21 protein-coding genes are annotated in these 26,338 nt (G+C 65.8%); 10 read left to right on the forward strand and 11 right to left on the reverse strand.

What is annotated here, in order from left to right; translation table 11 throughout:
• Positions 1 to 38: 38 nt before the first annotated feature.
• Positions 39 to 1,472 (reverse strand): sugar porter family MFS transporter, encoded by a 1,434-nt coding sequence (locus NDI79_RS13625; RefSeq protein WP_310929066.1) that lies wholly within the window; start codon positions 1,470 to 1,472, stop codon positions 39 to 41.
• A 304-nt stretch (positions 1,473 to 1,776) separates the two neighbouring features.
• Here NDI79_RS13625 and NDI79_RS13630 point away from each other — a divergent pair, with 304 nt between their 5' ends.
• The gene (locus NDI79_RS13630; RefSeq protein ID WP_310929068.1) at positions 1,777 to 2,100 is read left to right on the forward strand and encodes an ASCH domain-containing protein; all 324 of its coding nucleotides are present in this window, start codon (positions 1,777 to 1,779) and stop codon (positions 2,098 to 2,100) included.
• 6 nt (positions 2,101 to 2,106) lie between these two features.
• Here the strand turns inward: NDI79_RS13630 and NDI79_RS13635 are convergent, their stop codons facing one another.
• The 4 genes from NDI79_RS13635 to NDI79_RS13650 all read right to left on the reverse strand — a co-directional run bounded on the left by NDI79_RS13635 (position 2,107) and on the right by NDI79_RS13650 (position 5,340).
• Positions 2,107 to 2,373, reverse strand: coding sequence for a hypothetical protein (locus NDI79_RS13635; RefSeq protein WP_310929069.1), 267 nt, complete (start codon positions 2,371 to 2,373; stop codon positions 2,107 to 2,109).
• A gap of 63 nt (positions 2,374 to 2,436) precedes the next feature.
• Positions 2,437 to 3,450 (reverse strand): NADP-dependent oxidoreductase, encoded by a 1,014-nt coding sequence (locus NDI79_RS13640; protein ID WP_310929070.1) that lies wholly within the window; start codon positions 3,448 to 3,450, stop codon positions 2,437 to 2,439.
• Between the two features lie 265 nt (positions 3,451 to 3,715).
• Complete coding sequence (locus NDI79_RS13645) at positions 3,716 to 4,408, reverse strand: alpha/beta hydrolase (protein ID WP_310929071.1); 693 nt, start codon at positions 4,406 to 4,408, stop codon at positions 3,716 to 3,718.
• Positions 4,405 to 5,340 (reverse strand): VOC family protein, encoded by a 936-nt coding sequence (locus NDI79_RS13650; protein WP_310929072.1) that lies wholly within the window; start codon positions 5,338 to 5,340, stop codon positions 4,405 to 4,407. The genes NDI79_RS13645 and NDI79_RS13650 overlap by 4 nt, the downstream gene beginning before the upstream one ends.
• Positions 5,341 to 5,639: 299 nt before the next feature.
• On the opposite strand from NDI79_RS13650, the gene NDI79_RS13655 reads away from it, so the two are divergent.
• Complete coding sequence (locus tag NDI79_RS13655) at positions 5,640 to 7,007, forward strand: FAD-dependent oxidoreductase (RefSeq protein WP_310929073.1); 1,368 nt, start codon at positions 5,640 to 5,642, stop codon at positions 7,005 to 7,007.
• Positions 7,008 to 7,397: 390 nt separating this feature from the next.
• Here the strand turns inward: NDI79_RS13655 and NDI79_RS13660 are convergent, their stop codons facing one another.
• Together NDI79_RS13660 and NDI79_RS13665 are read right to left on the reverse strand one after the other, a co-directional pair.
• The gene (locus NDI79_RS13660; protein WP_310929075.1) at positions 7,398 to 8,612 is read right to left on the reverse strand and encodes an MFS transporter; all 1,215 of its coding nucleotides are present in this window, start codon (positions 8,610 to 8,612) and stop codon (positions 7,398 to 7,400) included.
• An 83-nt stretch (positions 8,613 to 8,695) separates the two neighbouring features.
• On the reverse strand, positions 8,696 to 9,259 hold the full coding sequence (locus tag NDI79_RS13665; protein WP_310929076.1) for a hypothetical protein: 564 nt from the start codon (positions 9,257 to 9,259) through the stop codon (positions 8,696 to 8,698).
• 748 nt (positions 9,260 to 10,007) lie between these two features.
• On the opposite strand from NDI79_RS13665, the gene NDI79_RS13670 reads away from it, so the two are divergent.
• Complete coding sequence (locus NDI79_RS13670) at positions 10,008 to 10,442, forward strand: acyl-CoA thioesterase (RefSeq protein ID WP_310929077.1); 435 nt, start codon at positions 10,008 to 10,010, stop codon at positions 10,440 to 10,442.
• Between the two features lie 23 nt (positions 10,443 to 10,465).
• On the opposite strand, the gene NDI79_RS13675 is transcribed toward NDI79_RS13670, so the two are convergent.
• Complete coding sequence (locus NDI79_RS13675) at positions 10,466 to 11,344, reverse strand: fumarylacetoacetate hydrolase family protein (protein ID WP_310929078.1); 879 nt, start codon at positions 11,342 to 11,344, stop codon at positions 10,466 to 10,468.
• A gap of 218 nt (positions 11,345 to 11,562) precedes the next feature.
• On the opposite strand from NDI79_RS13675, the gene NDI79_RS13680 reads away from it, so the two are divergent.
• The gene (locus tag NDI79_RS13680) at positions 11,563 to 12,804 is read left to right on the forward strand and encodes an RNA-guided endonuclease InsQ/TnpB family protein (RefSeq protein ID WP_310929079.1); all 1,242 of its coding nucleotides are present in this window, start codon (positions 11,563 to 11,565) and stop codon (positions 12,802 to 12,804) included.
• Between the two features lie 66 nt (positions 12,805 to 12,870).
• Positions 12,871 to 13,191, forward strand: a complete 321-nt coding sequence (locus NDI79_RS13685) for a hypothetical protein (RefSeq protein WP_310929080.1) — start codon at positions 12,871 to 12,873, stop codon at positions 13,189 to 13,191.
• A 72-nt stretch (positions 13,192 to 13,263) separates the two neighbouring features.
• On the opposite strand, the gene NDI79_RS13690 is transcribed toward NDI79_RS13685, so the two are convergent.
• Positions 13,264 to 14,493 (reverse strand): FAD-dependent monooxygenase, encoded by a 1,230-nt coding sequence (locus tag NDI79_RS13690; protein ID WP_310929081.1) that lies wholly within the window; start codon positions 14,491 to 14,493, stop codon positions 13,264 to 13,266.
• Between the two features lie 312 nt (positions 14,494 to 14,805).
• On the opposite strand from NDI79_RS13690, the gene NDI79_RS13695 reads away from it, so the two are divergent.
• Positions 14,806 to 16,266 (forward strand): YjiH family protein, encoded by a 1,461-nt coding sequence (locus NDI79_RS13695; protein ID WP_310929083.1) that lies wholly within the window; start codon positions 14,806 to 14,808, stop codon positions 16,264 to 16,266.
• A gap of 33 nt (positions 16,267 to 16,299) precedes the next feature.
• On the opposite strand, the gene NDI79_RS13700 is transcribed toward NDI79_RS13695, so the two are convergent.
• Positions 16,300 to 16,698 carry a universal stress protein gene (locus tag NDI79_RS13700; RefSeq protein WP_310929084.1) on the reverse strand — a complete coding sequence of 133 codons (399 nt, stop codon included), beginning with the start codon at positions 16,696 to 16,698 and terminating at the stop codon, positions 16,300 to 16,302.
• 215 nt (positions 16,699 to 16,913) lie between these two features.
• On the opposite strand from NDI79_RS13700, the gene NDI79_RS13705 reads away from it, so the two are divergent.
• The 4 genes from NDI79_RS13705 (at position 16,914) to NDI79_RS13720 (ending at position 22,635) form a co-directional block, all read left to right on the forward strand.
• Positions 16,914 to 20,066 (forward strand): FAD-binding and (Fe-S)-binding domain-containing protein, encoded by a 3,153-nt coding sequence (locus NDI79_RS13705; RefSeq protein WP_310929085.1) that lies wholly within the window; start codon positions 16,914 to 16,916, stop codon positions 20,064 to 20,066.
• A 68-nt stretch (positions 20,067 to 20,134) separates the two neighbouring features.
• Complete coding sequence (locus NDI79_RS13710; RefSeq protein ID WP_310929086.1) at positions 20,135 to 20,677, forward strand: helix-turn-helix domain-containing protein; 543 nt, start codon at positions 20,135 to 20,137, stop codon at positions 20,675 to 20,677.
• Positions 20,678 to 20,751: 74 nt separating this feature from the next.
• Positions 20,752 to 22,089, forward strand: a complete 1,338-nt coding sequence (locus NDI79_RS13715) for a CoA-binding protein (RefSeq protein ID WP_310929087.1) — start codon at positions 20,752 to 20,754, stop codon at positions 22,087 to 22,089.
• Between the two features lie 30 nt (positions 22,090 to 22,119).
• Positions 22,120 to 22,635 carry a gamma carbonic anhydrase family protein gene (locus tag NDI79_RS13720; protein WP_310929088.1) on the forward strand — a complete coding sequence of 172 codons (516 nt, stop codon included), beginning with the start codon at positions 22,120 to 22,122 and terminating at the stop codon, positions 22,633 to 22,635.
• A gap of 256 nt (positions 22,636 to 22,891) precedes the next feature.
• On the opposite strand, the gene NDI79_RS13725 is transcribed toward NDI79_RS13720, so the two are convergent.
• Positions 22,892 to 25,423, reverse strand: coding sequence for a BGTF surface domain-containing protein (locus NDI79_RS13725; RefSeq protein WP_310929089.1), 2,532 nt, complete (start codon positions 25,421 to 25,423; stop codon positions 22,892 to 22,894).
• Positions 25,424 to 26,338 lie beyond the last annotated feature (915 nt).

Raw genomic sequence — 26,338 nt, forward strand, 5'->3', positions numbered from 1 at the left:
GACTTTCTTTCAGAGTGATGATGGATGCGCCTCTCGTCTCAGTCCGGGTTGTCCGCCTGCGCGCCCCTCTCGTCCGCGCCGACGACGGTGTTCTCTTGGAGGTCCGATTCGATTTCCTCGAGCGAGCGACCCATCGTCTCGGGCACGCGGAAGTAGATGAACGCCACCGCGGCGAGCGAGAAGACGCCGAGCGTCCAGAAGCCGACGGCCTCGCCGAACCGCTGGATGAGCGAGAGGAACGTCAGGGAGACGAGCAGGTTCGCCGTCCAGTTGAAGAAACTGGAGACGCCCTCCCCGGACCCGCGCAGTCGGAGCGGGAATATCTCCGAGATGAGCAGCCAGAACACCGGGCCGAGACCGATGGCGAAGAAGGCGACGTACAGTATCATGCTCGCCAGCGTCACGTAGCCGATGATTCCGGAGAGCCCCGGCAGGTAGAAGCCGAGGCCGAGGACGCCCAGCATGAGGGTCATCCCGCCGGTGCCGACGAGCAGCAGGGGCCGCCGGCCGACCCGGTCGACGAGGTAGATTGCGACGCAGGTCATCACCACGTTGACGACGCCGATACCCACCGTGCCGAACAGCGAGGCGATGTTTCCGAGGCCGATGTTGGTGAGGATGGTCGGCGCGTAGTAGAGGATGGTGTTGATACCGCTGACCTGCTGGAGGATGGCGAGGCCGATACCGACCGTCAGCGCCGGGCGAATCCACGGCTGAAGCAGGTCCGCGGCGCTGCCTTCGGACTCCTTCTCGCTGACCTGCTCTATCTGCTCTATCTCCTCGTCGACGTCGTCGCGCGCCCGCATCCGCGAGAGCACGTCGCGGGCCTCGTCGATGCGGCCGTTCTCGACCAACCAACGGGGGCTCTCGGGGAGGAAGTACATCCCGACGCCGAGCGCGACGGCCGGGAGGGCGCCGAACCCGAGCATCCAGCGCCACCCGATGATGCCGAGGAAGTTCGGGGCGAAGACGTAGTTGATTCCGTACGCCAGGAGGATGCCCAGCGTGACCATCAACTGCTGGAGGAAGCCGAGCGACCCGCGGACGTCCGGCGGGGCCATCTCGGAGATGTACAGCGGTCCGATGATGGAGGCGACGCCGACGCCGAGGCCCGTGATGCCCCGCAGGGCGATGAGCGACCAGAGACTCGGTGCGAGTCCCATCCCGAGCGACCCGACGAAGAACAGCACCGACGACGCGAGCGTCAGGCGCCGGCGGCCGAACCGGTCGGCCAGTCGCCCGCCGGTCATCGCGCCCACCATCGCGCCGACGAGCACGCTGCTCGCGACGACCTGTTCCATGAACGTCGAGAGGCCGAACGACTGTTCGATGTAGATGAGGGCGCCGGAGACGACGCCGGTGTCGAACCCGAACAGCAGGCCGTTGAACGCCGCGATGACGGCGGCGACGTAGACGAAGGTGTCGTGGCTCCGCTCGGCGTTCGCCAGTCGGTCGATGCGGCTCAGACTCATGGGCGTCTCTCGGCCCCCGCGGTCGCACCGCTGGTCGCCTGCGGGACTGCGCGGTCGACGGACCGGACCGCGTCGGTGCCACCACCTCCGAGTCGGAGGGCAGTCTGTTCGAGTGCGTCCTTCGGGGAAGCCGAGTTTCCTCGAACCATCTCCCGTAAAGTCTCACGGACGACTTTGATAACAAATTTGGCAGTAATAATTTATTTTAAAACATATTAAATATAATATAAATTGTGCGAATACCGTCCCGACAGTGTCGGCCGTCGCGGTGAGACTTTTCCCCGATGCGGCCGAACGTGGTTCCATGTCCGAAATCGACGTCGACGGCCTGCTCCCCAACGACCGCGTGAAACAGTCCGTGCTGGAGGGCGACGTCACCCAACTCACCCGCGGCGCGAGCAACCGCTACGCGGAGGCGGGAGATACCTTCGCCGTCGACGGCGAGACGTTCCGCGTCGCGTCCGTCGAGGAGCGAACGCTCGGCGAGTTCACCGACGAGGACGCTCGCCGCGAGGGTTCGGAGTCGCTCGACGCGTACAAAGAGCGGATGAACCGGGTTCACGGCGGCAACTTCGAGTGGGACGACGGGGACGAAGTCGTGACCTACCGGTTCGAGCGGGCGGACTGACGCCGCTCAGAACAGGAGGAGCACCGGCAGCACGACCAGTATCGCCAGACCCGCCGCGAGGAACGCCCACCCCGCGTCCCGCCACCACCGCTCTCCCCGGAGGGCGAGGACGACGCCGACCAACGCGAGCAGAACGGCGACGGTGACGGCGTCGAACGCGAACAGGAAGCGTTCGAACAGTGCGGCGACGGCGCCCAGTACGGCCCCGAGTCGCAGCGACTCGGCGTCGGGCGTCGGATCTGTCGTGGAGAACGCGGAACGAATGTCGGTCACGTCACCGGCTTCGGGAGAGGAGACGAACCCTCTGTCGGTTCCCGGTCGTCGCTTCCGCCGCGCTCACTCCTCGGAGACGCGGACGACCTGTTTCCCGATGTTGTCACCCGAGAACAGTCCGAGGAAGGCGTCCGGAGCGTTCTCCAACCCCTCGACGACCGTCTCGCGGTGTTCGAGTTCCCCGGCGTCGATCCAGCCGCGGAGTCGCTCGTTCGCCTCCTCGAAGCGGGTCACGTAGTCGCCGACGAGCAACCCTCGAACCGTCGCGCGCGGCGCGATGAGCATCGGGAGTTTCCGCGGCCCGGTCGGCACGCCCTCGTCGTTGTAGTGGGCTATCTGCCCGCAGACGGCGACGCGGGCGTCGAGGTTCAGTTTTCTGAACACCGCGTCCGTGATGGGCCCGCCGACGTTGTCGAAGTAGACGTCGACGCCGCCGGGCGCGGCGTCGTCGAGGGCGGCCGCGTAGTCGTCGGTCGACTTGTAGTTTATCGCGGCGTCGAACCCCAACTCGTCGGTGAGCCACTCGGTCTTCTCGTCGGACCCGGCGAAGCCGACGACGCGACAGCCGTTGAGCCGCGCTATCTGGCCGACGACGGAGCCGACGGCGCCCGCCGCGCCGGAGACGACCACCGTGTCGTCGGGCTTCGGGTCGCCGGCGTCGAGCAGTCCGAAGTACGCCGTCCGTCCCGGCATCCCGAGGACGCCGAGGTGCGCCGGTAGCCCCGCGACCGAGGTGTCGACGGGCGCGGCCTCGTCGGCGTCGAGAACGGCGTAGTCGGCCCACGCGCCGTTGCCGGTGACGTGGTCGCCCGCCTCGTACCGGTCGCTCTCGCTTTCGACGACTTCGCCGACGACGCCGCCCTTCAGCGTGTCGCCCACGTCCCACGGTTCGGCGTACGACTCGGCGTCGCGCATCCGGCCGCGCATGTACGGGTCGACGGAGAGGTATCGGACGCGGACGAGCAGTTCGCCGTGTCTCGGGTCGGGAACGTCGCCCTCGCGGAACTCGAAGCTGTCCAGCGTCGGTTCGCCGTCGGGCCGTTCGGCGAAGTACCACTCGCGGTTGGTCTCTCGCATGCCTCCCGATTCGGTCCCGCCGCGGAGGTGGCTTCCGCCCTCGGCACCATCGTCCGGGACCGCCGCGGTCGACGTCCCCCACCCGGCTCGTCCGCCAGGCTGAAGTGTCGCGAACGACCATTGGGAACTATGGACGTACCATCCGTCCGTGCGGACGAATCGGTGTTCGACCGCATCCGAGACGCGATTCTCAACCGCGGGGACGGCGACGGGGAACGCGACCCGTCCGGTCCCGGCCAACCCGCGTAGCGGTCGCCGCGCTCGGTTATCTTTTCCCGTCGACGAGTTCCGCGAGCAACGCGTCCACGTAGTCGAACTCGTCGTCGGTCACCTCGTGGCCGACTCCCTCGTAGCGGCGTTCGGTCACGTCGGCGCCCAGCGACCGAAACGCGTTGGCGGTATCCCGGACGCGCCCGGCGTCGACCCGCGCGTCCTCGGCGCCGTAGCCGACGAAGACGGGGGTGCCGTCGAAGCTCTTCTCTCCGACGTACCGGTCGGCGCCGGCGTCGACGCTCGGTCCGAGGAGCGTCCCGCTGAGGAGGACGACGGGCGACGGACCGGGATTCCGCGCGACGTACTCCGCGGCGACGCAGGCGCCCTGCGAGAACCCGAGGAGCACGGTCCGCTCCCGCGGGACGCCGAAGTCGGAGGCGACCCGGTCGAGAACCGTCTCCACGACGCCGAGCGCCGAGGAGAGGTGGGGTTCGTTCCGTTCGAGGGGGTCGTCGGCCGCGCCCGGATACCACCGGCTCCGGTCGGCCCGCGGCGCGACGAACGCGACGCCGTGGCGGTACACCGGGTCGAGGAGGTTCACGATGCCCTGCGCCGTCGCTCCCCGGCCGTGGAGGGCGACCACCGCGGCCCGCGCCGCCCCCCGCGGCGCGCCCGCGGCGACGAACGAGTCGGGGTCGTGCGGTCCCGGGACGGAACCGTCGTCCCGCCCGCCGGGCGGCGTCACTCGTCCGCACCCGGCACGTCCACCGGCGGCAGTTGCCCCTCTATCATCTCGCGGTCCTCCTCGGCCCACGGCGGCAGGACGAGCGACGACCCGAACGACTCCTCCCCCTCGTCGACGTCGAAGCCGGGTTTCTCGGTCGAGAGTTCGAAGAGGACGCCGCCCGGTTCGCGCACGTATATCGCTCGGTAGTAGTGTCGGTCGCGGATGCGCGACACCTCGATATCCCGCTCCCGGAACAGGTCGTGCCACTCGCGCAACTCCTCCTCGTCGGGGACGCGGAGGGCGACGTGGTGGATGCTGCCGACGCCCTCGCGGGCGAACGGGGCCTCGCGGTCCAACAGGTCCACGACGGTGCCACGGTCGCCGGGAGCCTCGTAGCGGACCCGGTCGCCCTCCTCGGCGACGTACTCGAACCCGAGGGTCTCCAGGACGCCGGCGGTCTGATAGGGGTTCACCGGGAGCGTCGTGACGCCGTGAATCCCTCGAATCGCGGCGTCGGCCGGGACGGACCCGCCCGTCCACGGGTCCACGGGCGAGTCGGCGGCGACGAGTTCGAGGCGGGTGTTCGAGGGGTCCTCGAACCGGAGCGCCGTCTCCCCGAACCGCTCGCGTCGCTCGGTGTCGACGCCCCGGTCATCCAGTCGACCCTCCCAGTAGTCGAGCGACCCCGGTGGGACGGCGAAGGCGGCGGCGGGTATCCCCGGCCGCCCCCGTCTCCCCGGCGGTTCGTTCGGGTACGGAAAGCAGGTGTAGACGGTGCCGACGTCGCCGGAACCGTTGCCGTAGTAGAAGTGGTATCGGAGCACGTCCTCGTGGTTGACCGTCCGCTTCACGAGGCGCAGACCCAGCGTGTCGACGTAGAAGTCGAGGTTCTCCTGCGGGTCGCCGACCATCGACGTGACGTGGTGGATTCCCGGCGTGTCGGTGAGCATCGCGTAGTCGAAATTCGCGGCGCCGGCAGGTCAATCCGGCGGTGCGGGGCGTCGAGCGTCGGTATCCGTACCCGCCGGACGGCGACGACACACTCCGAACGCCTCAGAAATTGTAAAAATTGTAAAAGTCCCGAAACCGTCGGGATTTCGGCTCCGCCGACTCGTCGGGCGAAGCGGTCCGCTCCGAACCGTCGCATGACGACTATCGTCGATACGTCGTGTAACGGGCGTCGATATCTTTCGAGGCGATAGAACACGAGTTAAAGGTCCGAAGCCCGACTGACGAGATAGGACCCATTATGGCTGGAACGTACGACCTCGTCATCGTCGGCGGCGGCATCAGCGGCGCCTCGCTGCTCTACACGACGGCGAAGTTCACCGACATCGAATCGATAGCGCTCGTCGAGAAAGAAGAAGAGATTGCCGCCATCAACTCGAAGCACACGAACAACTCCCAGACGCTGCATTTCGGCGATATCGAGACGAACTACAAGCTGGAGAAAGCCGAGTCCGTCAAACGGGGTGCGGAGACGCTCGCGGGCTACCTTGAGAACCACGACCCCGACCGCGAGATGCACGCCAAGCGGAGCAAGATGGTCCTCGCCGTGGGCGACGAGGAGGTCGAGAGCCTCGAAGAGCGCTACTACGAGGAGGGATTCGGCGACCTGTACCCGAAGCTCCGACCCATCGACCGCGAGGAGATAGCCGAGATAGAGCCGAAGGTCGTCGAGGGGCGCGACCCATCCGAGGAACTGCTTGCCCTCCAGACGCCCGACGGCTACGTCGTCGACTACGGCGCCACCTCGCAGTCGTTCGTCGAGGAGGCTCGCGAAGAGGCGAACGTCGACGTCTACACCTCCACCGAAGTCGAGGAGATAACCGAGGGGTACGAAGGATTCACGCTCGATACGACCGCCGGGAAGTTCGACGCCGACGTGACCGTCGTCGCCGCGGGGTCGCACAGCCTCCAGATGGCGAAGTCGCTCGGCTACGGGCAGGACGCCGTGTTGCTCCCCATCGCGGGCAGTTTCTTCCTCTCGGAGGACTTCCTGAACGGGAAGGTGTACACCCTGCAGATGAAGAAACTCCCGTTCGCCGCCATCCACGGCGACGCCGACGTCCACGACCCATCCATCACCCGGTTCGGGCCGACGGCCAAACTCGTCCCGACGCTCGAACGCGGCCGCGTCTCGACGGTCAAGGACTTCCTCGACGTGTTCGGTCTGAACGCCGCGGCGTTCCTCAGTTACGCCAACATCCTCGCGGACCGCATCCTCCTCCCCTACGTCCTGCGGAACCTCGTCTACGACCTCCCGAAGGTCGGTCCCGAGAAGTTCCTCCCGCACGTCCAGAAGGTCGTCCCCAGCGCCACCATCGACGACATCGAACGCGCGAAGGGCTACGGCGGCGTCCGCCCGCAGATAGTCAACCTCGAAGAGAAAGCACTCGACATGGGCGAGGCGAAGATCGTCGGCGACGAGATAATCTTCAACATCACGCCGTCGCCGGGCGCCTCGACCAGTCTGAAGAACGCGATGCGCGACACCCGGACGCTGATGGACTTCTTCGACGGGGAGTACGAGTTCGACGAGGAGGCGTTCCGCGCCGACACCATCGACAACTTCCCCCGCCCCGAGGAGACCGAGATGCCGGCGGCGGACGACTGAGGCGCGACCTTCTCTCCCGTTCGTCGGGACCGCTCACGCCACCGGAACATATCTACTTGTTCTCCTTTCCTTTCGACCGGTCTTGCGTTTCTTCGACGGTTCCCCGCTGGCGAGCCGTTTCGGGCCTGAAACGTTCCGACTCCGTATTCCTTCGCTCCCCGATTGAGCCTCTCAGCACCCTTCTTTCCACACTAGACCGGGTTCCGCGAATCTCTCTGTTTGCCAGGCGGACTCTGTGACCAGTTAGCGAAGTTTGACAATTCTAGAAATTGTACGAATTCTAAACTGCTTGATGTCCAAACTGTTCTATTCGACTCGCGCTCACAGCTGAACGGTTACGAGGCTACGTACGACGCCTCGACCACGGGCGGTCGGGCGCCGACCGCCCGCTCACTCGGTGACCAGCAGTCCCGTCGCGGCGACGACGGCGACGACCAAGGAGGCGGCGAGGAGCGCGAACGCCGCCTCGAAGGAGGCCCGTTCGGAGACGACGCCGACGACGGCGGGGGCGACGGCGCCGGCCCCCATCAGCACCGTCCGCACCGCTCCGAGGCCGCCGCCGGCGAGCGAGTCGGGGACCAACTCGACGAGAAACGAGCCCCTGACCGGCCGGAAACCGTGCGACCCGAGCCCGAAGGCGACCACCGACGCGCCGAGGGCGAGCGTGGTCGACCCGACGAGGAGGCCGACGAGGCCGGCGAGCGCCAGCACCAACGTTCCGACGACGACGCGCAGCGACCCGACGCGGTCGCTCAGGTCGCCGGTGAGCAGTTGAACGAAGCTCACGGCGAACAGAACGCTGTAGAGCCCGTTCGCCAGCGTCGAACTCGCCCCCGCCGCGGCGGTCAGATAGAGGGGGAGGAAGGCGACGACGCCGTTGTAGGTGAAGGAGAACGCGACGGTGACGAGCACGAACGCCGCGAACCGCCCGTCGGTGCAGAGCGCGAGGTAGTCGTCGAGGGATGCGCCGTCGTCGTCGGCCTCTGCCTCGTCTTCGTCTCTCCCCCCGGTCGACTCGGTTCCGCTTCCCCTCCCGCCGGCAGCTTCCGCGCTCGACGTCCGCGCGAGGAACGCGCCGCCCAAGAGGAGTCCGGCGACGCCGCTGCCGAAGAACAGCGTCCCCCAGCCGTACCTGCCGGCGACGGCGACGACGGCCGCGGGCGCGACGACGCCCCCGAGGGCGCCGAACGTGTCGAGGACGCCCAGCGCGCGACCCTTCCGCTCGGGGTAGACCGAGGAGAGAAAGCGGACGGCGACGGTCTTGTGGACGCCGGTGCCGAGTCCGACGAGCACCATCCCCCCGACGAGGAGCGGGAACGAGACGGGGCGCGAGAGCGCGAAGACGCCGAGGACGGTGGTGGCGACGCCGCCGGCGATGACGCGCGGCGACCCGACCCTGTCCGCGAGGACGCCCGACGGGAACTGCATGACGGCGTAGACCAGCATCATCGCCGTGTACGCGAGACCGATGGTGCCGTTGGAGACGCCGTAGGTCGCCTGGAACTCCGGGAACAGCGGCGGGAACGCGTAGCGGACGAATTTCGCCAGAAACCAGATCGCCGCGGTCAAAAGCAGCGTGTCGAACGCGCCGAGGCGGCGTCTCATCGTCCTCCGGTCCGAGCGGGGTTCAGTAAAAGTAATCGAAGGCGGTGAGGCGGGAGCGGTCGGCGCTCCCGGTTCGAGACCGTTCAGTTAGAGGGCGTTTCGGTCGAACTCTCGACCGGGGTCGCGCCCGCGCCTGCCTCCGAGCCCGCGGTTCCGGTCCCGGCACCGCCCTGAGCCTGTGATTTCGCCCGCTGGAACGTCTCCTGCGGGAGCAGGGCGTTCACCATCTCGAACGACAGCGAGTCGATGAGGGTCGCCGGTCCGCCGGCGACGAGAACGATACCGAACTGCTCGACCGCGCCGACGACTCGGAGGTTCTCGGTCGAGTCGGCGCGCTGGCGGAAGGAGTCGACGGCCCGGGTGAGCAGTTCCTGCTGTGCCGTCTGGTACTGCTGTTGGGCCTCCGACCGGGAGACGTTCCCGGAGGAGAGCTCCGATTGGATCTCCTGTCGTCGCTCCTGCAACCGCTGTTGGTCGGGTTGTACGGTGACGGCTACTCGTCGGGAGCCCTCGCCGCTCCCGTCCGTTCCGGTGGTCGTCGTCTGCTGGGCGGCGTCGTCTTGGAGCGCGCTACAACCGGCGAGCGAGAGGGCGGTACCGGTCCCGGCGAGTTCCAGGAACCGGCGGCGGTCTGTCTCGAAGTCCATCGGGTACACCTTCGGACAGCGCCGGAAAACGGCGTCGAAACGCGCCCGCGGCGGTCGCAGCGACCGGCGGATACGAGCACAAAACACGAACACGTAGATCCGTAATTGGGCATAGAGTTCCGTATGTCGAACATACGTTTCCACCACCGGCGCAGAGAGAATTCGAAGTGGACGAGTATCGGCCGTCGCGGGGACAACACGTCCGCCGCGAAGGCTCGTCGGTGTCGAGCGGGAACCCTATTCACCCTCTTTTCGCGTTCGTTCTCAGCGAATATGCGTGTTCGCTGCCCTACTCTTCTCGGTAGAGTTACAGCATTAGATATGTAATGGTAACTCCGGACAACCGATTCGACTCCCGCCGCTCGTCCACCGAACGACCCGATATCGCCTCGACGCCCTCCGCGGTTCAGTGCGAGACGCGCGACTCTCCCCGTTTCCGATTCACCGTCGATGCCCTCGAACTGTTCGATACAGTCGAATGAGGGGCTTCGAGAGATAATCTCCCGACCGAAGCGGGGTTTCGCGCCGTATCCGGCGCTTCGTTTCCGCTCTCGGAGCGAACGCGCGCCTCCGATTCGCCTTCGACGAGACGTCCGTTCGACATCGGCGAACAGCGAGGTCGGTCCGGCGGGATGCATCGAGAGAAACACTCTTCTGCGTTCCGAGGAAACCCACCGCCCGTGATTCGAACGACAACCGCCGGGCCGCCGGCGAGAGCGACCCGCGCGACGCGACCGGAGGTCCGAGCGTGACGTACGAACGCGTCTGGACCGTGCGGTTCTCCGACGCCGACTCCTTCGGCATCGCTCACTACCCGCGCATCGTCGACGCGGTCCACGAGACGTCCGACATGTTCATGCAGTCCATCGGCTTCCCGTACTGGGAGATAGTCGAGGAACACGGCTACGGACTGCCGCTCGTGGAGATGAACTTCGAGTTCGAACGCCCCGTGGAAGCCGGCGACGAGGTGACGGTCGAACTGACCCCGGACCTCGGAACCCGGAGCGTCCGGTTCGAGTACGTCGCCCGGTCGGACGGCGAAGTGGCGTTCACCGGCTACGAACAGCGCGTCTGCGCCCCCGCCGACGGGGAGGGGTCGATGGAACTCCCCGACGACCTCCGCGCGGCGCTGTCTGAGTACGCCGACGCGGACGGAGACGGGGACGGGTCCGAGGACGACTGACCGCCCTCGGGTCCGAACCGAACTTACTCCTGGCCGCCCTTCTGCACGTTCGCGTCCTCGTAGCTGACGTCCCGTTCCGTCACGTCGACGGTCATGCCGCCGACGTCCGCTATCTCGGCCTCGATGGTGTCGCCGTCGGAGAGTTCGCTGACCCCCTCGGGCGTCCCCGTCGTGATGATGTCGCCCGCTTCGAGCGTCGCGCCGAGCGAGGCGTACTGGACGACGTCCGCGCAGGTGTACACCATGTCGCCGGTGTTCTCGTACTGGCGTCGCTCGCCGTTGAGTTGGAGTTCCATCTGGAGGTCCTGCGGGTCATCTATCTCGTCGGCGGTGACGACGCACGGCCCGACGACCGTGAACGTGTCGTAGGACTTGCGGTTCGAGCGGTCCTGGTCGCCGCGCAGCGAGATGTCGAGCAGGATGGTGTAGCCGAAGATGTGGTCCCACGCGTCCTCGGCGTCGACGTCCTTCGCCTCCTCGCCCATGACGAACGCGAGTTCTATCTCGTGGTCGGTCCGCCGGTCCGAGAACGGGAGTTCGATACCGTGGTCCGGGCCGACGACGCTGGAGGGGGCCTTCAGGAAGTACCCCTTGTCCTTGATGGAGAACCACTCGTCGGTGGTGATGTCGCGGTCCGACAGGGCCTCCTCGATGTGATTCTCGTAGTTCAGCGGCGCGGCGATGACCTTTCCCGGTCGGTCGACGGGCGACAGCAGGTCCACGTCCTCGACGTCGTGGTCGGGGTCCTCGTCGGCGTACTGTTCGGCGTCGTAGTCGCCCTCCACGTAGTCGAGGAGCGGTTCGCGGCCGTCGAGGTCGAGTCGGTCGCCGAGGTCGATGACGCCTGTGCCGTCGTCGGTGAGCAGACCCAACTGTCCGTCGTCGTATCTAACGAAGCGCATGGCCGAACGTGCGGTCGAGACGCTAATAAAAGATGGTGGTCTCCGCGGACGAGGCGGTCCGCGAGGTTTCGAGGGGCCGACACGAGTCGGGCGCGGCGTCGAAGGAGATTTTATACTGGTCAGCGAGGCGAATACCCCGACCCACCGTGGTCGGGGATGAAGCCGACACGGGGGGATACAAACCATTAAGTCGAAACATCTCTAATCAAGAGACAGCGATGGAACACAGTCACCGCTACCACGCCTACCCGACACAAACGGTAGCGGAAGGACTGGAACACCATCTGAACGTTCATCGCCAACTCTACAACCACGTCCGATGGGACTACACGAACAGTCCCAAGGACGACAAGCCAAGTGAGTACGACCAGAACAACAAACTTTCCGAGTGGAAGCGAAAGTGGCCTGTGTTCAGCGAGTCACACTCGAAAGCCGCACAAGCCACTGTCGCTCGCTTCCACCGTAATCTCTCCAGCCTTCGCAAGAAGAAAGAGAAGGGGTACAACGTTGGGCGGCTCAAACGGCAAGCACCCACGGAATATCGGAGCGTGACGTACAACCAGTCTGGTTTCGACCTCGATGAAAAGAGGGGCCACGACAAGTACGCCTACGTCCGCTTCAGCAAAATCGGCTGGGTCAAAATCAGGTACTCGCGCCCGATTCCAGACCACGCCACCATCAAAGAAGTCACGTTCAAGAAGGAGACGACCGGCGAATGGTTCGTCTCGTTCGGCCTCGAAACCGAAAACGCTGACTTGCCCGAGAAACCTGACGTGGATTCGCTCGATGCGAGCAATAGCGTCGGCATCGACCTCGGCATCCTCAACTACATCCACACCAGCGACGGAAAGACAGTGGATTGGCTCGGCCTCGAAGACGACTACGAGCGTCTTCGCCGCGAGCAACGCAAACTCTCACGGAAAGAGAAGGGGTCGAACAACTACGAGAAACAACGCCTGAAGGTCGCCACGGTCAAGCGCCACATCAAGCGGAAAGTCCTCGACTATCAGCACAAATTGACGACGTGGCTCGTCCGCGAGTACGACGCCGTGTTCGTGGAAGACCTGAACGTGAAGGGGATGCTCGAACAGTCGCACAACGCCCGCAACAAGCAGGATGCGGCATGGCGACAGTTCATCACACTCCTTGAATACAAGGCCGACCTGCACGGAACGCACGTCGTTCAGGTCGAAGCGCGAGGCACAACCAAAGAGTGCGCGTCGTGTGGCGTGGAGACCGCGAAACCCATCTGGGTGCGGGAACACTCCTGCCCGAGTTGTGGATTCGAGACAGATAGAGACGCGAACGCAGCGATGAACGTCCTACAACGTGGCTTTTCTGAATTAGGGCTGGGATGGCCCGAATCAACGCCTGTGGAGACTGTGACCGCTACGGACGCCGCTGATTTTCAGCGTGTGTCTGCAAGTCACGTCCTCGAAACAGGAAGACTGCCCTCGTGAGAACAGGATTCCCCGCGCCACCGTGCGCGAGGTAACATTCAATACGGTCGACCCACTCCATCGGGTATGGTACTCGATACCGACTTGGAGTCGACCGTGGCGTCGGCCGACGACGTTCCCGAGGCGTCGGACGTGCACGATATCGGTTCGGACGTCCCCATCGACGAGGTGTTCGACGAGGCGTTCATGGCCGAGTACACCGAGTTCGACAGTTTCGAGGAGATGGTCGCGGCCAGTCCGTCGGACGCCTCCTCGGCCGCGGAACTCGAACAGGTGCCGACCGGCGAGTGGGACGAGTTCATCGCCGAGACGACGGCGTTCGCGGACGACGAGGAGATGGTGCTCGCCGCCCGCGACCACTGGGTGGCGAAGAAACTCGACCTGTAACTCACAGACGTAGCGCTCTTTTCGTCCGTTCGATAGTCGGAAGAACAGCGACGCGAGACCGCTCGCCTTCTCTCAGTAGTTGCCGGTCGAGACGATGGGCGGCGCGCCGTGCGGGCCGTACGGCGCGTCGTCGAGGTACTCGCCGGCGGGTTCGAAGTAGTCGGCTATCGCCGCGGCGGCCTCCTTGCGGAGGACCGTCTCGGGGTTGTCGCCCTGCAGGTATTCGAGCGCCTGCCCCGCCGCTTCCATGTTGTACTCCGCCGCCTTCTCGCGGCGGGCGGCGTACAGTTCGACCTCGTCGCGCGCGACGCCGTCGGTCCGCGAGCGCAGGGCGACGGCGACGGCCGAGGCGGCCTCGTCGGCGTCCGCGATGCCCGAGTTCATCCCGCGCGCGCCGAACGGCGCGAGGAGGTGCGCGGCCTCGCCGGCCAAGAGAACGCGGCGGTGGTCGTCGACGAACGTGTCGGCCATCACCTGCAGGAACTTGTAGGTGGAGACCCACGTGATGTTGTCGACGTAGCGGTCGCCCATCACCGTGCGGACGAACTCGCGCATCTGTCCGTCGCCGCTCAGTTCCTCGGCGTCGTCGTCGCCGAGACACTGGATGTCGAGGCGCCACCCGCCCGTGAAGGGGACGAGGAGGACGTTCCGCCCGCCGACCGCGGGGTCGTCGTAGTGGAACAGTCGCTCTAAGGGGCGGGGGTCCTCCTCTATCTCGTCGACGTCGGCGACGATGAAAGAGTTCTCCGACTGGTCGCCCTCGAAGTTCGCGCCGATCTCCTTGCGGACGGTCGACCCGCCGCCGTCGGCGCCGACGAGGTACGGGGTCTCCCACTCGCGGCCGTCGGCCGTCTCGACGCGGACGCCGTCGGGGGACGACTCCACCGTCTCGACGCCGGCGTCCCAGTGGATGTCGACGCCGGCCTCGTCGAGGGCCTCGTGCATGTACTCCTCCGTGCGCACCTGCGGAACGCTGGTGAAGTGCGGCAACTCCCCGTGACCGCCGGGCGTGTCGTACGTCCGCGAGAACACTTCTTTACCCCGCCAGCAGGTTCGCCGCGTCGGCCACACCAGTCCCTCCTCGACGAGATCGGTCCCGAGTCCGGGACTCACCCGTTCGAGGGTCCGGAGCGTCGACCCGTGCACGTAGATGGCGCGACTCCCCGAGCGGTCGCGGTCCTCCGACTCGGCCTCGAGGATGGTGGCGTCGACTCCCCGCGCGTGCAGCGCCAGCGCCGTCGTCATCCCGACCGGCCCGGCACCGGCTATCAGTACGGAATCGTCCGTCGTTTCGCCGCTCATGACTGAAACTGGGAGACAAACTAACATAATCGTTGTGGTCACGATACCGTTCCGCTCCGACCCGTCGCTCGAAATCCCGCTTGGAGACATCCCGATGTTACAGCCGTATGGCTGTGATGTTTAGAAATCCGCCCGCTCGCCGGATTCGGCTGCCAGTCTCGGGGGAATAGTGAGGAATATTACAAAAACTTCAGATTGCTATATATGTGGACCGCTGTTCCGTTTCCGGAGATTACTCTCGATAGTTGTAATCTACCCGAGCGGCTGCTCCGAGGCGACGGATTTATTGTTAACGGTCGTTACGGGTGGAACATGTTCGGCAGCACTGCGTGGGAGAATGACGAGCACACGCCGGGCGAGGACGCGGAACCCGCCCAGAAGTCCATCGACGACGTGGGACTGATAACGGAGAAGCGGGGACCGCTGTTGAAGTTCCTCCTCGCGTTCGTCACCGGTTCGTTCTTCTTCCTGTTTCCGGTCCAGTGGAACGGGCAGACGACGATTCCCCTCGACGTTCTCGTCGGACTCATACAGGGGGCGTTCCCGACGCTCCTGGAGTACTTCACCTTCGCGCTCATCGCCGCGGGCGCGCTGTTGACGACGGTGTCGATGGCGACTCACCACGGCTATCTGGACCGAGACGGCGGACTCGTCGCCCGCACCGACCTCGACTACTGGCGCACCTCGAACCTGTTTTGGTTCTTCCGCGTCGCGGGCGTCTGCTTCGCGGTTCCCATCCTCCTCGGCGTCGGGCCGGAGTGGCTGTTCAACGCGGACACCTCCGGTATCGTCTGGGGCGGCCTCCTCCTGACCGTCGCGCTCGTCATCCCCATCGGCGCCGTCTTCGTCAACCTCCTCGCCGAACTCGGCGGCCTCCAGTTCGTCGGGACGCTGGCGCAACCGGTGATGAAGCCGGCGTTCGACCTCCCGGGCCGGTCGGCCCTCGACGGCGCCGCCTCGTGGCTCGGGTCGTTCAGCATCGGCTACTACCTCACGCGGAACGTGTTCGACCGCGGCGGCTACGACAAGCGCGAGGTGTTCGTCATCTGCACCTGCTTCGCGACGGGCAACCTCGGCACCGTCGGCGCCATCGCCGCCGTCCTCGAAATCCTCCACGTCTTCCCCGTCGTCGTCTTCCTCTATCTCGTCGCCGTCGTCGCCGTCGCCGTCGTCCTCGTCCGGGTGCCGCCGCTGTCGTCGGTGCCGGCCGAGTACGTCGCCGAACCCGACCCGGAACCGGAGTTCAGCGGGACGGTCACCGACTACGTCCGCTTCGCGTTCAACGAAGCGGTGAGAACCGCCGAAGAGGGCGCCTCGATTCCGCGCGCTTCCTGGGAGGGGCTGGTCGACGGGCTGAAACTGAACGGGATGATTCTCGGAACGGTCCTCGCTATCGCGATGGTGGCGATGGTGCTCAACATCTACACGCCGGTGTTCGAGATTCTGGGGACGCCCCTCGTGCCCGTCCTCTCGGCGCTCGGCATCCCCGACGCGCAGATGGCGGCCACCTCGGTCATCCTCGGCGGCGCGGAGATGTTCATCGGCGCGACGTTCGCCGTCGGCGCCGACTTCATCACGCGCGTGTTCGTCGTCATCGTGGTGAGTTCGCAGGCCATCTTCTTCGCCGCCTCGGCGCCGATGATGGTCGACATGTTCGACGACATTCCTATCCGATTCCGCGACCTGTTCGCGCTGTTCGTGATGCGGACGCTGCTTCTCATCCCCATCACGGCGGCACTCATCCACGGCGCGGTGTTCCTCGGCCTGCTGTAGGTCCGTTTCTTCGTTTCTCCGTTCCAACCCCCCTCAGTCGGACGCGGCCGAACAGAACAGCACCGGGCAGTCCGACCGGAGCGCCACCCGCTGTGCGACGCTCCCGAACAGCGCCTTTCCCGTCGGGGACGTCCGCCGCCCGGCGACGCTGAGCAGGTCCGCGTCGAACGATTCGGCGGCGTCGAGAATCTCCCGGGCGGCGTCGCCGCTCGACTGTTCGACCGCCACCTCGAACCCCGCCGCCTCCAGCGCCTCGGTCGCCCGGCCGACCGATTTGAGCTTCCTCGCGTCGGCTTCGGTCCCGTCCGCGCGGAAGACGTGATAGAGGACGACGCGGACCCGGTCGGGGTCGAGCGGCAGCGTCGTCAGCGATTCCACCTGATCCGTGACTCGTTCGACGTCGGTGTCGGCGCAGAGCAGTATCGTCTTCATCGTCCGTCGTCGGCGACGGCTTCGACCGGCATAGTCGTTCGCCCCGACTCCCGCCCGCCGGCACCGCGTGAGGCAATACTTATCCCCGGCGCACCGGAACCGGGACACGATATGGTCGTGGTTCGCACGCGCGGCGGTGGAGTCGAGCCCGGAACGGCGGCGGTCGGCGGTCGAGCCCGAAACGGCGGTGCCGGCCGGGAGGTGTACCGCCGCCGATGACGACGAATCCGAACGCGGCGCCCGACGCGGGAGCCGACACCGTCGACGGCCGGGAGGACCCGCGGGCGACGTACGAGTTCACCTCCGAGGAGGTGGTCCGACCGGACCTCGTCGACGACATCGAGGAACGCGTCGACGGCGACGTGCGCTTCGATACGTACACCCGGCAGATGTACGCGACGGACGCCAGCGCCTACGAGGTGACCCCCGTCGGCGTCGTCTTCCCCGCTTCGACCGACGACGTGGCCGCCGTGACGGCCTACTGCGCCGAGCGGGAGATTCCGCTCCTGCCGCGCGGCGGCGGGACGAGCCTCGCCGGACAGGCGGTCAACGAGGCCGTCGTCCTCGACTTCACGCGCTACATGGACGGCGTCGTGTCGATAGACGCCGACGAACGCCGCGCCCGCGTCGAGGCCGGGGCGGTGCTCGGCGACCTGAACGCCGAACTGGCACCGCACGGGCTGAAGTTCGCGCCCGACCCGGCCGCGGGCGACCGGAGCGCCGTCGGCGGCGCCATCGGCAACAACTCCACCGGCGCGCACTCGCTGAAGTACGGCAAGACCGACGCGTACGTCGAAGAGTGCGACGTCGTGTTGGCCGACGGCTCCGTCGAGACGTTCGGCGAGGTGTCGGTCGAAGAACTCCGCGCGTCGGCCGACCCCGAGGGGTCGCTCCTCGAACGCATCTATCACGAGGTCGTCCGGATTCTGGACGAGGAGGCCGAGGAGGTGTCGGCGAAGTTCCCCGACCTGAAGCGGAACGTCTCGGGCTACAACCTCGACGTGCTGGTCGAGGAGGCCGAGAGCGGGAGCGTCAACCTCGCCCGCCTGCTCGCCGGCAGCGAGGGGACGCTGGCGACGGTCACCGAGGCCGAAGTGTCGCTCGAACCCGTCCCGGAGACGAAGGCCGTCTCACTGCTGTTCTACGACAGCGTGCTCGACGCCGTCACCGACGTCCAGCACGTCTTAGAGCACGACCCCGCGGCGGTCGAACTCGTCGACGACGTGCTCCTCGGACTCGCCCGCGACCGGGCGGAGTTCGCGGAGGCGGCGTCGCTCGTCCCCGACGGCGCGGAGGCCGGTCTGCTCGTGGAGTTCTACGCCGACGACACCGAGGAGGGAAGAGAGCTGACCGCCGGCCTCCTCGCGGACCGAGCGCCGGGCGCCGAGACGGAGGCTCCGGCGCCCGCGGCGGCCGAGCGATCGGACACCGACGAGACGCTCGCGTTCGCCGGTCTGGAGGCTCACGACGAGGGCAAGCGGAAGATGTTCTGGACGCTGCGGAAGGCCGGGCTCCCGATTCTGCTCTCGCGCACCTCCGACGAAAAGCACATCAGCTTCATCGAGGACTGCGCCATCCCGCCCGAACACCTCCCCGAATTCGTCGAGCGCTTTCAGTCGCTGCTCTCCGAACTGGGTCGGGACGTCGACGCCGCGTTCTACGCGCACGCCGGGCCGGGCGTCCTCCACGTCCGCCCCCTCGTGAACACGAAAGGTGCGAAGGACCGCGAGGACATGGAGGCCATCGCCGACGCGGTGACCGACATGGTCGTCGAGTTCGGCGGGTCGGTGTCGGGCGAACACGGCGACGGTCGCGCGCGCACGCAGTGGAACCGGAAGCTGTACGGCGAGGACCTCTGGAACACCTTCCGAGACCTCAAGACCGCGTTCGACCCCGACTGGCTCCTCAATCCGGGCAACGTCTGCGGCGACCACGAGATGCTGGAGCACCTCCGCTACGACGACGAGTACGACTACGACCTCGGGTTCGAGCCCTCCCTGAACTGGGACAACGAGAACGGCATGCAGGGGATGGTCGAACTCTGTCACGGCTGCGGCGGCTGCCGCGGCTCCCAGGAGACGACGGGCGGCGTGATGTGCCCCACCTACCGCGCCGCCGACGAGGAGATAACGTCGACGCGCGGCCGGGCGAACCTGCTGCGGCAGGCCGTCAGCGGCGACCTTCCGGACGACCCGACCGACGACGAGTTCGCAGAAGAGGTGCTCGACCTCTGTATCGGCTGTAAGGGCTGCAAGAACGACTGCCCCAGCGGCGTCGACGTGGCGAAACTGAAGACGGAGGTGATGCACGAACGGCATCAGAAGCACGGCGCGAGCCTCCGAGACAGACTGTTCGCCGAGTTCGACACGCTGGCGGCGGTCGGAAGCGCGCTGGCGCCCGTCTCGAACCTCGCGCAGTCGCTGCCCGGCGCGGACCGCCTCGGGGAGGAACTGGTCGGCATCGCCCGCGAGCGAGACCTGCCCGCGTTCCGTCGGGAGACGCTCGCCGACTGGTTCGAGGCGCGCGGCGGGGCGTTCGACTCCCGGGAGCGCGCGGCCGACGCGCGGACGGCGCGCGGCGCGGGCGGCGTCGGTTCGGGCGACGAGCGGAAGGCCGTCCTCTTCGCGGATACGTACACGAACTACGCGCACCCCGAGGTGGGGAAGGCGGCGGTTCGCGTCCTCGAAGCCGCGGGCGTCGCCGTCGACATCGCCGATCGGACGGACAGCGGCCGGCCGGCGCTGTCGAAGGGGTTCGTCGACCGCGCCCGCGACCGGGTCGAGGCGAACGCGGCGGCGCTGGCACCGTACGTCCGCGAGGGCTGGGACGTGGTGCTCGCCGAACCCTCCGACGCGGTGATGTTCCAGTCGGACGCCTTGGACCTCTCCTCGGCGGACGCGGTCGAGACGGTGGCGGCGAACGCTTACGGCCTCTGTGAGTACCTCGACGCGTTCCGCCTCGTCGACGACGTCGAGTGGGCGGCGCCCGAGGAGTCCGTCGCCTACCACGGCCACTGCCACCAGAAGGCCGAGAAGAAGGACCACCACGCCGTCGGCGCTCTCCGACGCGCGGGGTACGAAGTGGACCCCCTCGACTCGGGGTGCTGCGGGATGGCCGGCACGTTCGGCTACGAGGCCGAACACTACTCGCTGAGTCGCTCCATCGCGGACATCCTCGTCGAACAGATAGCGGAGAGCGACGCCCGCGTCGTCACCGCGCCGGGGACCTCCTGCCGGACGCAGTTGGGCGACAGCAGAATCGACCCCGTCCCCGCCGACAGTTCGCTCGCCGGCACCGCCGTGGACCGCGAGGGACCGCCGACGCCGGCCGAACTGCTGGCGCAGGCGCTTCCGGAGCGGTTCGACTGACGGCGCCGCCGTCGTCGCTGCTACCCCGCTGCCGAGGCTTTTTGTGACGACTCGATGAAGGGGGGAGCATGACCGACGACTCCTTCGACGTCTCCCCGCGCGACATCGCGATTCTGAAGGCGCGGGTGGACTACCCGACGGCGTCGACGCGCGAACTCAGCCGGATACTCGAACTCGAGTACGGCATCTCGCTGTCTCACAACCGCGTCAACGAGATTCTCCGCGCGATGGCCGACGAGGAGGTGTTCCGCGAGATCGTCCTCCCGAACCGCGAACTGTTCCGCCACTACCTGTTCCGCATCGCGTTCAACTTCCCCAACTTCGAGGAGCACTGGCGCGACTGCTACGAGGCGTTGGTCGCGGACCCGCACGTCCTCATGTTCTTCACCGCCGACAGCACCTACCACTGGCACGTCGTCATCCAGTTCCGGAGCGACGACCGGATGGAGCGGTGGGTCCACGAGTTCTTCAAGGCTCACGGCGACCTGATCGGCGAGTTCCACAACACGATGCTCCACAGCGTCCACAAGTTCCGGACCGAGGCGGCCATCTTCGACGACATCCTCGCCGAGACCGAGGAGGGGCGGCGGTACCTCGAACACGGGGAGTAGCGGGAGCGGTCGAAGAACGACGGGCGCGTCGGGAGACAAGAGCGTTTATTGCGAACGACCGGGAACGTCACCGCATGAGTCTGTCCGACTTCTTCGAACCGGAGGGTATCGCCGTCGTCGGCGCGTCGGCGACGCCCGGCAAACTCGGGAACGACGCGATGTCGAACGTCGAGGCGGCCGACACCGACGTCTACCCGGTGAACCCGTCGGGGTCCGGCACCGTCTACGGCTACGAGTTCGTCGACTCCGTCGCCGAGGCGGACGCCGACGTGGCCCTCCTCTGCGTCCCGCGACATCTCCAACCGGACGTGCTCGAAGAGTGCGGCGAGGCCGGTATCGGCGCCGCCGTCATCTTCGCCGGCGGGTTCGCCGAGATGGGCGGGGAGGGGGCGGAACTGCAGGACGCCGTCGCCGACGTCGCCGCCGACCACGACATCACGGTGCTCGGGCCGAACACGGCGGGATACGCGCTCCCCCACCAGAACCTGTACGGGTCGTTCGTCCCGCGCATCCGCGACGTGGGCGCCGGAAACGTCGCCATCGCCGCGCAGAGCGCCGGCGTCGCCATCACGATGTCGTTTCACCTCACCCGCGAGGAGTACGGCATCTCGGCGATGTTCGGTCTCGGCAACCGGGTGAACACCGAGTTCTCCGACCTCATCCCGGAACTCGACGCCGACCCGAAGACCGACTCGATACTCCTGCACGTCGAGGGTACCGAGGAGTCGGAGGCGCTGTTCGAGGCCTGCCGGGAGGCCGACACCCCCATCGCCGCGCTCAAAGTCGGCGAGAACGAGGTGTCGGAGTTCGTGCGCGCGCACACGGCGGCGCCCGCACAGGACAACGACGCCTACGAGGAGGCGTTCGACCGCGCCGGCGTGGTGTCCGTCGACTCGACGACGGAACTCGTCGACGCCGGGCGGGTACTCGCGGACTCGCCGACGCCGGACGGCCCCAACGTCGGACTCGTGACGGCGCAGGCGGGGCCGGGCATCATCGTCGCCGACCACCTCGACGGCGTCGGCGCGAACTTCCCCGAGTTGACGCCGGAGACGCGCGAGAAACTGGACGACGTGCTCCTCGGCATCACCTACGAGGAGAACCCGGTGGACACCGGCCGCCCGATGCCCGAGTTCGGCGAGGTGGTCGACATCGTCGCGCGCGACGACAACGTCGACATCGTCTCCGTCTACGAGATATACGAGGACTCGCTGGGGTACCCCGTCGAGGAACTGGAGACGCTCGCGGCGGAGGTGGACAAGCCGGTTCTGTTCACCGTCGCCGGCCCCGCCCACGCCTTCGCGGACGAACGGCGGCAGATGGAGGCGGCGGGCATCCCGACGTTCGACACGCCGGAACGCGGCGCGCAGGCCGTCGCCGCGCTCATCGAATCGATTCCGGACGAGAGGTAGGCTTTAGTCGCCGGCGGGAGAGGCGTCACCATGCGACACGAGTTCGCGGGCGCCGCGCCCGCAATCGAAGACGGCGCGTTCGTCTCGGAGATGGCGTACCTCGTCGGCGACGTGGCTATCGAAACGGAGGCGAGCGTCTGGCCGTTCGTCTGCATGCGGGGCGACGAGGGCCCCGTCGACGTCGGCCGGGAGACGAACGTCCAGGAGTTCACGATGCTCCACGGCGCGACGCTCGGCGACGAGGTGACCGTCGGCCACGGCGCCGTCGTCGACTTCGCGGAGGTGGCGGACCACTCGCTCGTCGGGATGGGGAGTTCGGTGATGGGCGGCGCCGTCGTGGAGTCGAACAGCATCGTCGCCGCCAACGCCGTCGTCCGACAGGGCCAGCGGATTCCGGAGGGGCACATGGCCTACGGCGTCCCCGCCGAGACGCGCCCGCTGACCGACGAACAGATCGACCAGATCGGCGAGACGCACCGCCACTACGTCGAACTCGGCCAACGGTTTCGGGAGTGTAGTGAGGACGAATCAGCTACACCGAGATAGGTTTAGGCGATATACGTATTCAAATATCCGAATTAGATGTCCAATTTGACAAATATAAAAACAACAGGCGTACTTACACGTCTCAGAGGGGATTTAGAATATCTATTTTTGCAGTATGTGTCTATACACTCGACAGAAACCACTGAATCGGCGACGACTGGCTCTCGATGAGAGTCGCTGTCGCTCGCGGGTCGAAGCTCGCGAAAAAGTGAAAGAAGATCGAGAGCCGGCGTGAGCCGGTAGTTAGCGTAGGTCGTTAGTCGCGGCGGACTGCCAGCAGAGCCGCGGCCAGCAGCGCCGTCACGGCGACGACCACACCGAAGCCGGGCGTGCCACCGTCAGTGGAACCCGTCGTGGTTTCGCCGCCCTCAGTGGGCGTTTCGCCGCCCTCAGTGGGCGTCTCTTCGTCGGTGGGCGTCTCGGTTTCGGTGTCGGTCATCCCGTCGTCCGTCCCGGGCGCTTCCGACGCCGTGCCGTCCATCGTGCCCGTGCCCGCGCCCGTGCCCGTCATGTTCGTGCCTTCGACGATAATGCCGTCCTCGCTGGCGATCTCGTCGCCGTCACTGCGGACGACCATGTCGAATTCCGTTCCGACTTCGATGTCGGAAGTATCGAACGTCGTCATGACGGTGCCGTTCGCGTCAGTGTCGACCGTGTTCGAGAGCAGGAACGCGGAGTCCGAGGCCGAACTGCGGAGGCGGACGACGACTTCGGAGCCGCCCGCGAGGTTCGTGTCGAACTGGACCTGTGCGTTCTGCGACTGCGGGACCTCGAACTGGTCGTCGTCGTTCAGGTCGAGGTCCGCGTCCGCATCTTCGGCCGTGAACGTCGTGGAGACGCTCTCCTCTTCCTCGTCGTCGATGTAGTCGATCGGACTCACGTCCGCGTCCTCGTCGCCGACGGTGAAGGTCGCTTCGTACTGCTCTTCGTCCTCGAAGCCGTCGACGTTACGCGTGTCGACGACCACGAAGATCTGATCCTCCGCGACCGACTGGTCTTGGTAGATCTCGGCGTTGCTGCCGTCCAGCGTCAGGCCGCCGTTGTCGTCGGCGTTCGCGCCGGAGCCCTCCTCTTCGATGTCGAGGTTGAGGCCGTTGTCGGCCTGACCGTTGATCGTGGTGATGTCGTCCTCGTCGACGATGCCGGAGATGCCGCTCGCGTTGATCTGGACGACCAGACGGTCGTCGATGGCGAGCGTGTTGCTCTGGTTGACCTCTCCGAGGAGTTCCTCGACGTCGTCGTACTCGCCGGCGTTACCGCTCGGCGCGGTCCACGTGACGATGCCGTTCGTGCTGCGTGCGCCGAGGTCGAGCGTCGCGACGTCCTGTTCGTCCACGACTTCGTCGTCGCCGACGTCGTACTGCAGCGACGTGCTCGTGCGGAGGTCGTAGTCGCCCGTCTCGAGACGGCTACTGAGGGTGCCGTCGACCGCTGGCGGGAGACCGTTCTCCTCCGTCTCGACGTCGCCCGTGACGAGTTCGAGTTCGTCGTCAGAGCCGTCCTCGAGCTCGAACGGGTTCGTGCCGCTCTCGTTCGCGGTGTAGGTGTTGAACGTGAAGTTCACCACACCGTCGTCGTCGTCGTCCGTAAGCTGGACGACTTCGAGGTAGTTCACGTCGTCACCGCCGACGTAGACGTACGCTTCCTCGCGCTCTTCCATGTTGACGGACATATCGACGATGTCACCGACCTGTTGGGTGTAGACCGAGTCGGCGAAGTTGACGTCAGCGTCCGACTCTTCGACCGTGATGGACGCCGAGTCGGAGGCCGTCGTGTCGGTCACTTCGACGTCGAACTGGTAGTCACCCGCGTCGATGTCGTCGGTAAAGTCGGCGGGAATCTCGTCCTGCACGCCCGCGTCGAGGTAGACGCTGTCGTCCTCGTCGTTCGTGCCGACGAAGGCGTCAGCGTCGCCGAAGAGCGTTTCGAGGTCGTCAGCGTCGAGACCGTCGGCGCTGACTTCCGCGATGTAGTCGTCGCGGCCCGATTCGAGTTCGAGGTCCTCGCTGTTACCCTGGGTGACGGAGTCCTCGCTCCAGTTGGCCGTGAGGCTCTGCACCGCGACCTCGAATTCGATCGCGTTCGGAGCGTTGATACCGCCCTCGCCGGAGATGACGTAGTCACCTTCGAGGTCGTCGGTGTCGATTTCGACGTAGTCGCCCGTCGGGGTGAGCTGCTCGATGAAGCTGCTCTCGCTGATTTCGCCGCCGTCACGTTCGTCGACTTCGCGGAGCGTGAGGCTGCCGTTCTGACCGGAGACGTTGACGTGGACGGTCTCGCCTTGGAACGTGACGTCGTTGTCGCCAGCAGCGTTGGCTTCGAGGTCAACCGGAACCGCGGTCTCGTTCGTGCTGTCTGAAGAGAGCGTGAAGTTGACGCTCTGGCCGATGAGTTCGAGACCGAGGTCGGACGTGTCGTGGACGAGCGTCAGCGTGACGTTGCCCGTCTCGGTCGCGTTACCCTCGTTGGTGATGTCGACCGTGACTTCGCCACCGTCGACGTTGGTGTCCGTGACGGCGAAACTGCCGTTCTCGTTCTCGAAGGAACCACCGACACCGAGGACGTCAACGTCGTCCGGAATGTCGCTGATCGTAATCGTTTCTGTCTCGTCAGCATCCAGCGTGGTGCTGAACGTTACGTCTTGGGTAGCCGCGTCCTGACCGACGGCGACCGGATCGGCGCTGGCGGAGCCGGTATCGAAGGCGCTGACCGTTCCAACGCCCGCGAAGACCGACACGACCACCAGTGCCGCCATCAGCAGGGCACGGAGATTGTTTGTTTCGCTCATAGTGTTTTGGATTCGACAACACGGCTTTGGCTCTGAGACGCTCAGAGCGCCCGAAAGCTACTCACCAGTATCGTCCTGGGTAGGGGTAATCTCCGGTAGCCGACCTGCACATAAATACTTTCTGAAGCGGAGGCGGTCTTATTGGAATCTCACCGTTTAACGCGAGAGAGACCGCATTATTGTGCGAAAATAGAGAATATACTTGGAATATATGAAAAGATATCGAACTCTTATTTGCTCCCCCTTCGTCGCTTAGGATCGCGTTCGTCGAGGCTTCCACGACTGAGACGAAAACCGCTCACGCGACGAATACTCTTCTCGCGGGGACGATAGCCCGCCGAGAGTAGGACGCCCTTTCCCAGGCGAAATGTTGTGCTACTTCAAAATGTATACGAAAACACAATTACGAGTATAGTCTTGTAATGATAAGTGCGAGTAGTCAAACGAAGGTGTGCCGAAATCGCCAGTCGATACAGTAGATATCGACGACCATTTTGCTCCTACCTATCTCGAAACCCCCTTACTCACTTCAGACTCGCTACTATCGGTGAGGGTACGACGGGTCACTGCGCGGCGGAGGAAGTTTGCAGCAACGACCAAGTTTCCAATGGCCCGTGAGCAACGCGGTCGCCGGATCGGCGTTCCGTTCTTCGGCCGGCGGCGCAGAGGGGGGCGACGGGCGCCTCGAGAGGCGTTCTGGAACCCGAACGGTAAGAGATGCGCGGACGAGACACCTACACCGAAATACAACACTGCTTCGGGAGGGTATAGTCACGCAAAGCCCTCTAAAATGTCCAAACGTCCTCTGATGCTCCCCCGTGAGGAATATATAGTACCGAAGCACTCAATTTCTGTGCATATTACGCAGAAGTAGATTCTGAGAGCTCTACTTGGAATTCATACGCGTCTCGAGCG

It is taken from the genome of Halogeometricum sp. S3BR5-2, from assembly GCF_031624635.1.
GTDB lineage: Archaea > Halobacteriota > Halobacteria > Halobacteriales > Haloferacaceae > Halogeometricum > Halogeometricum luteum.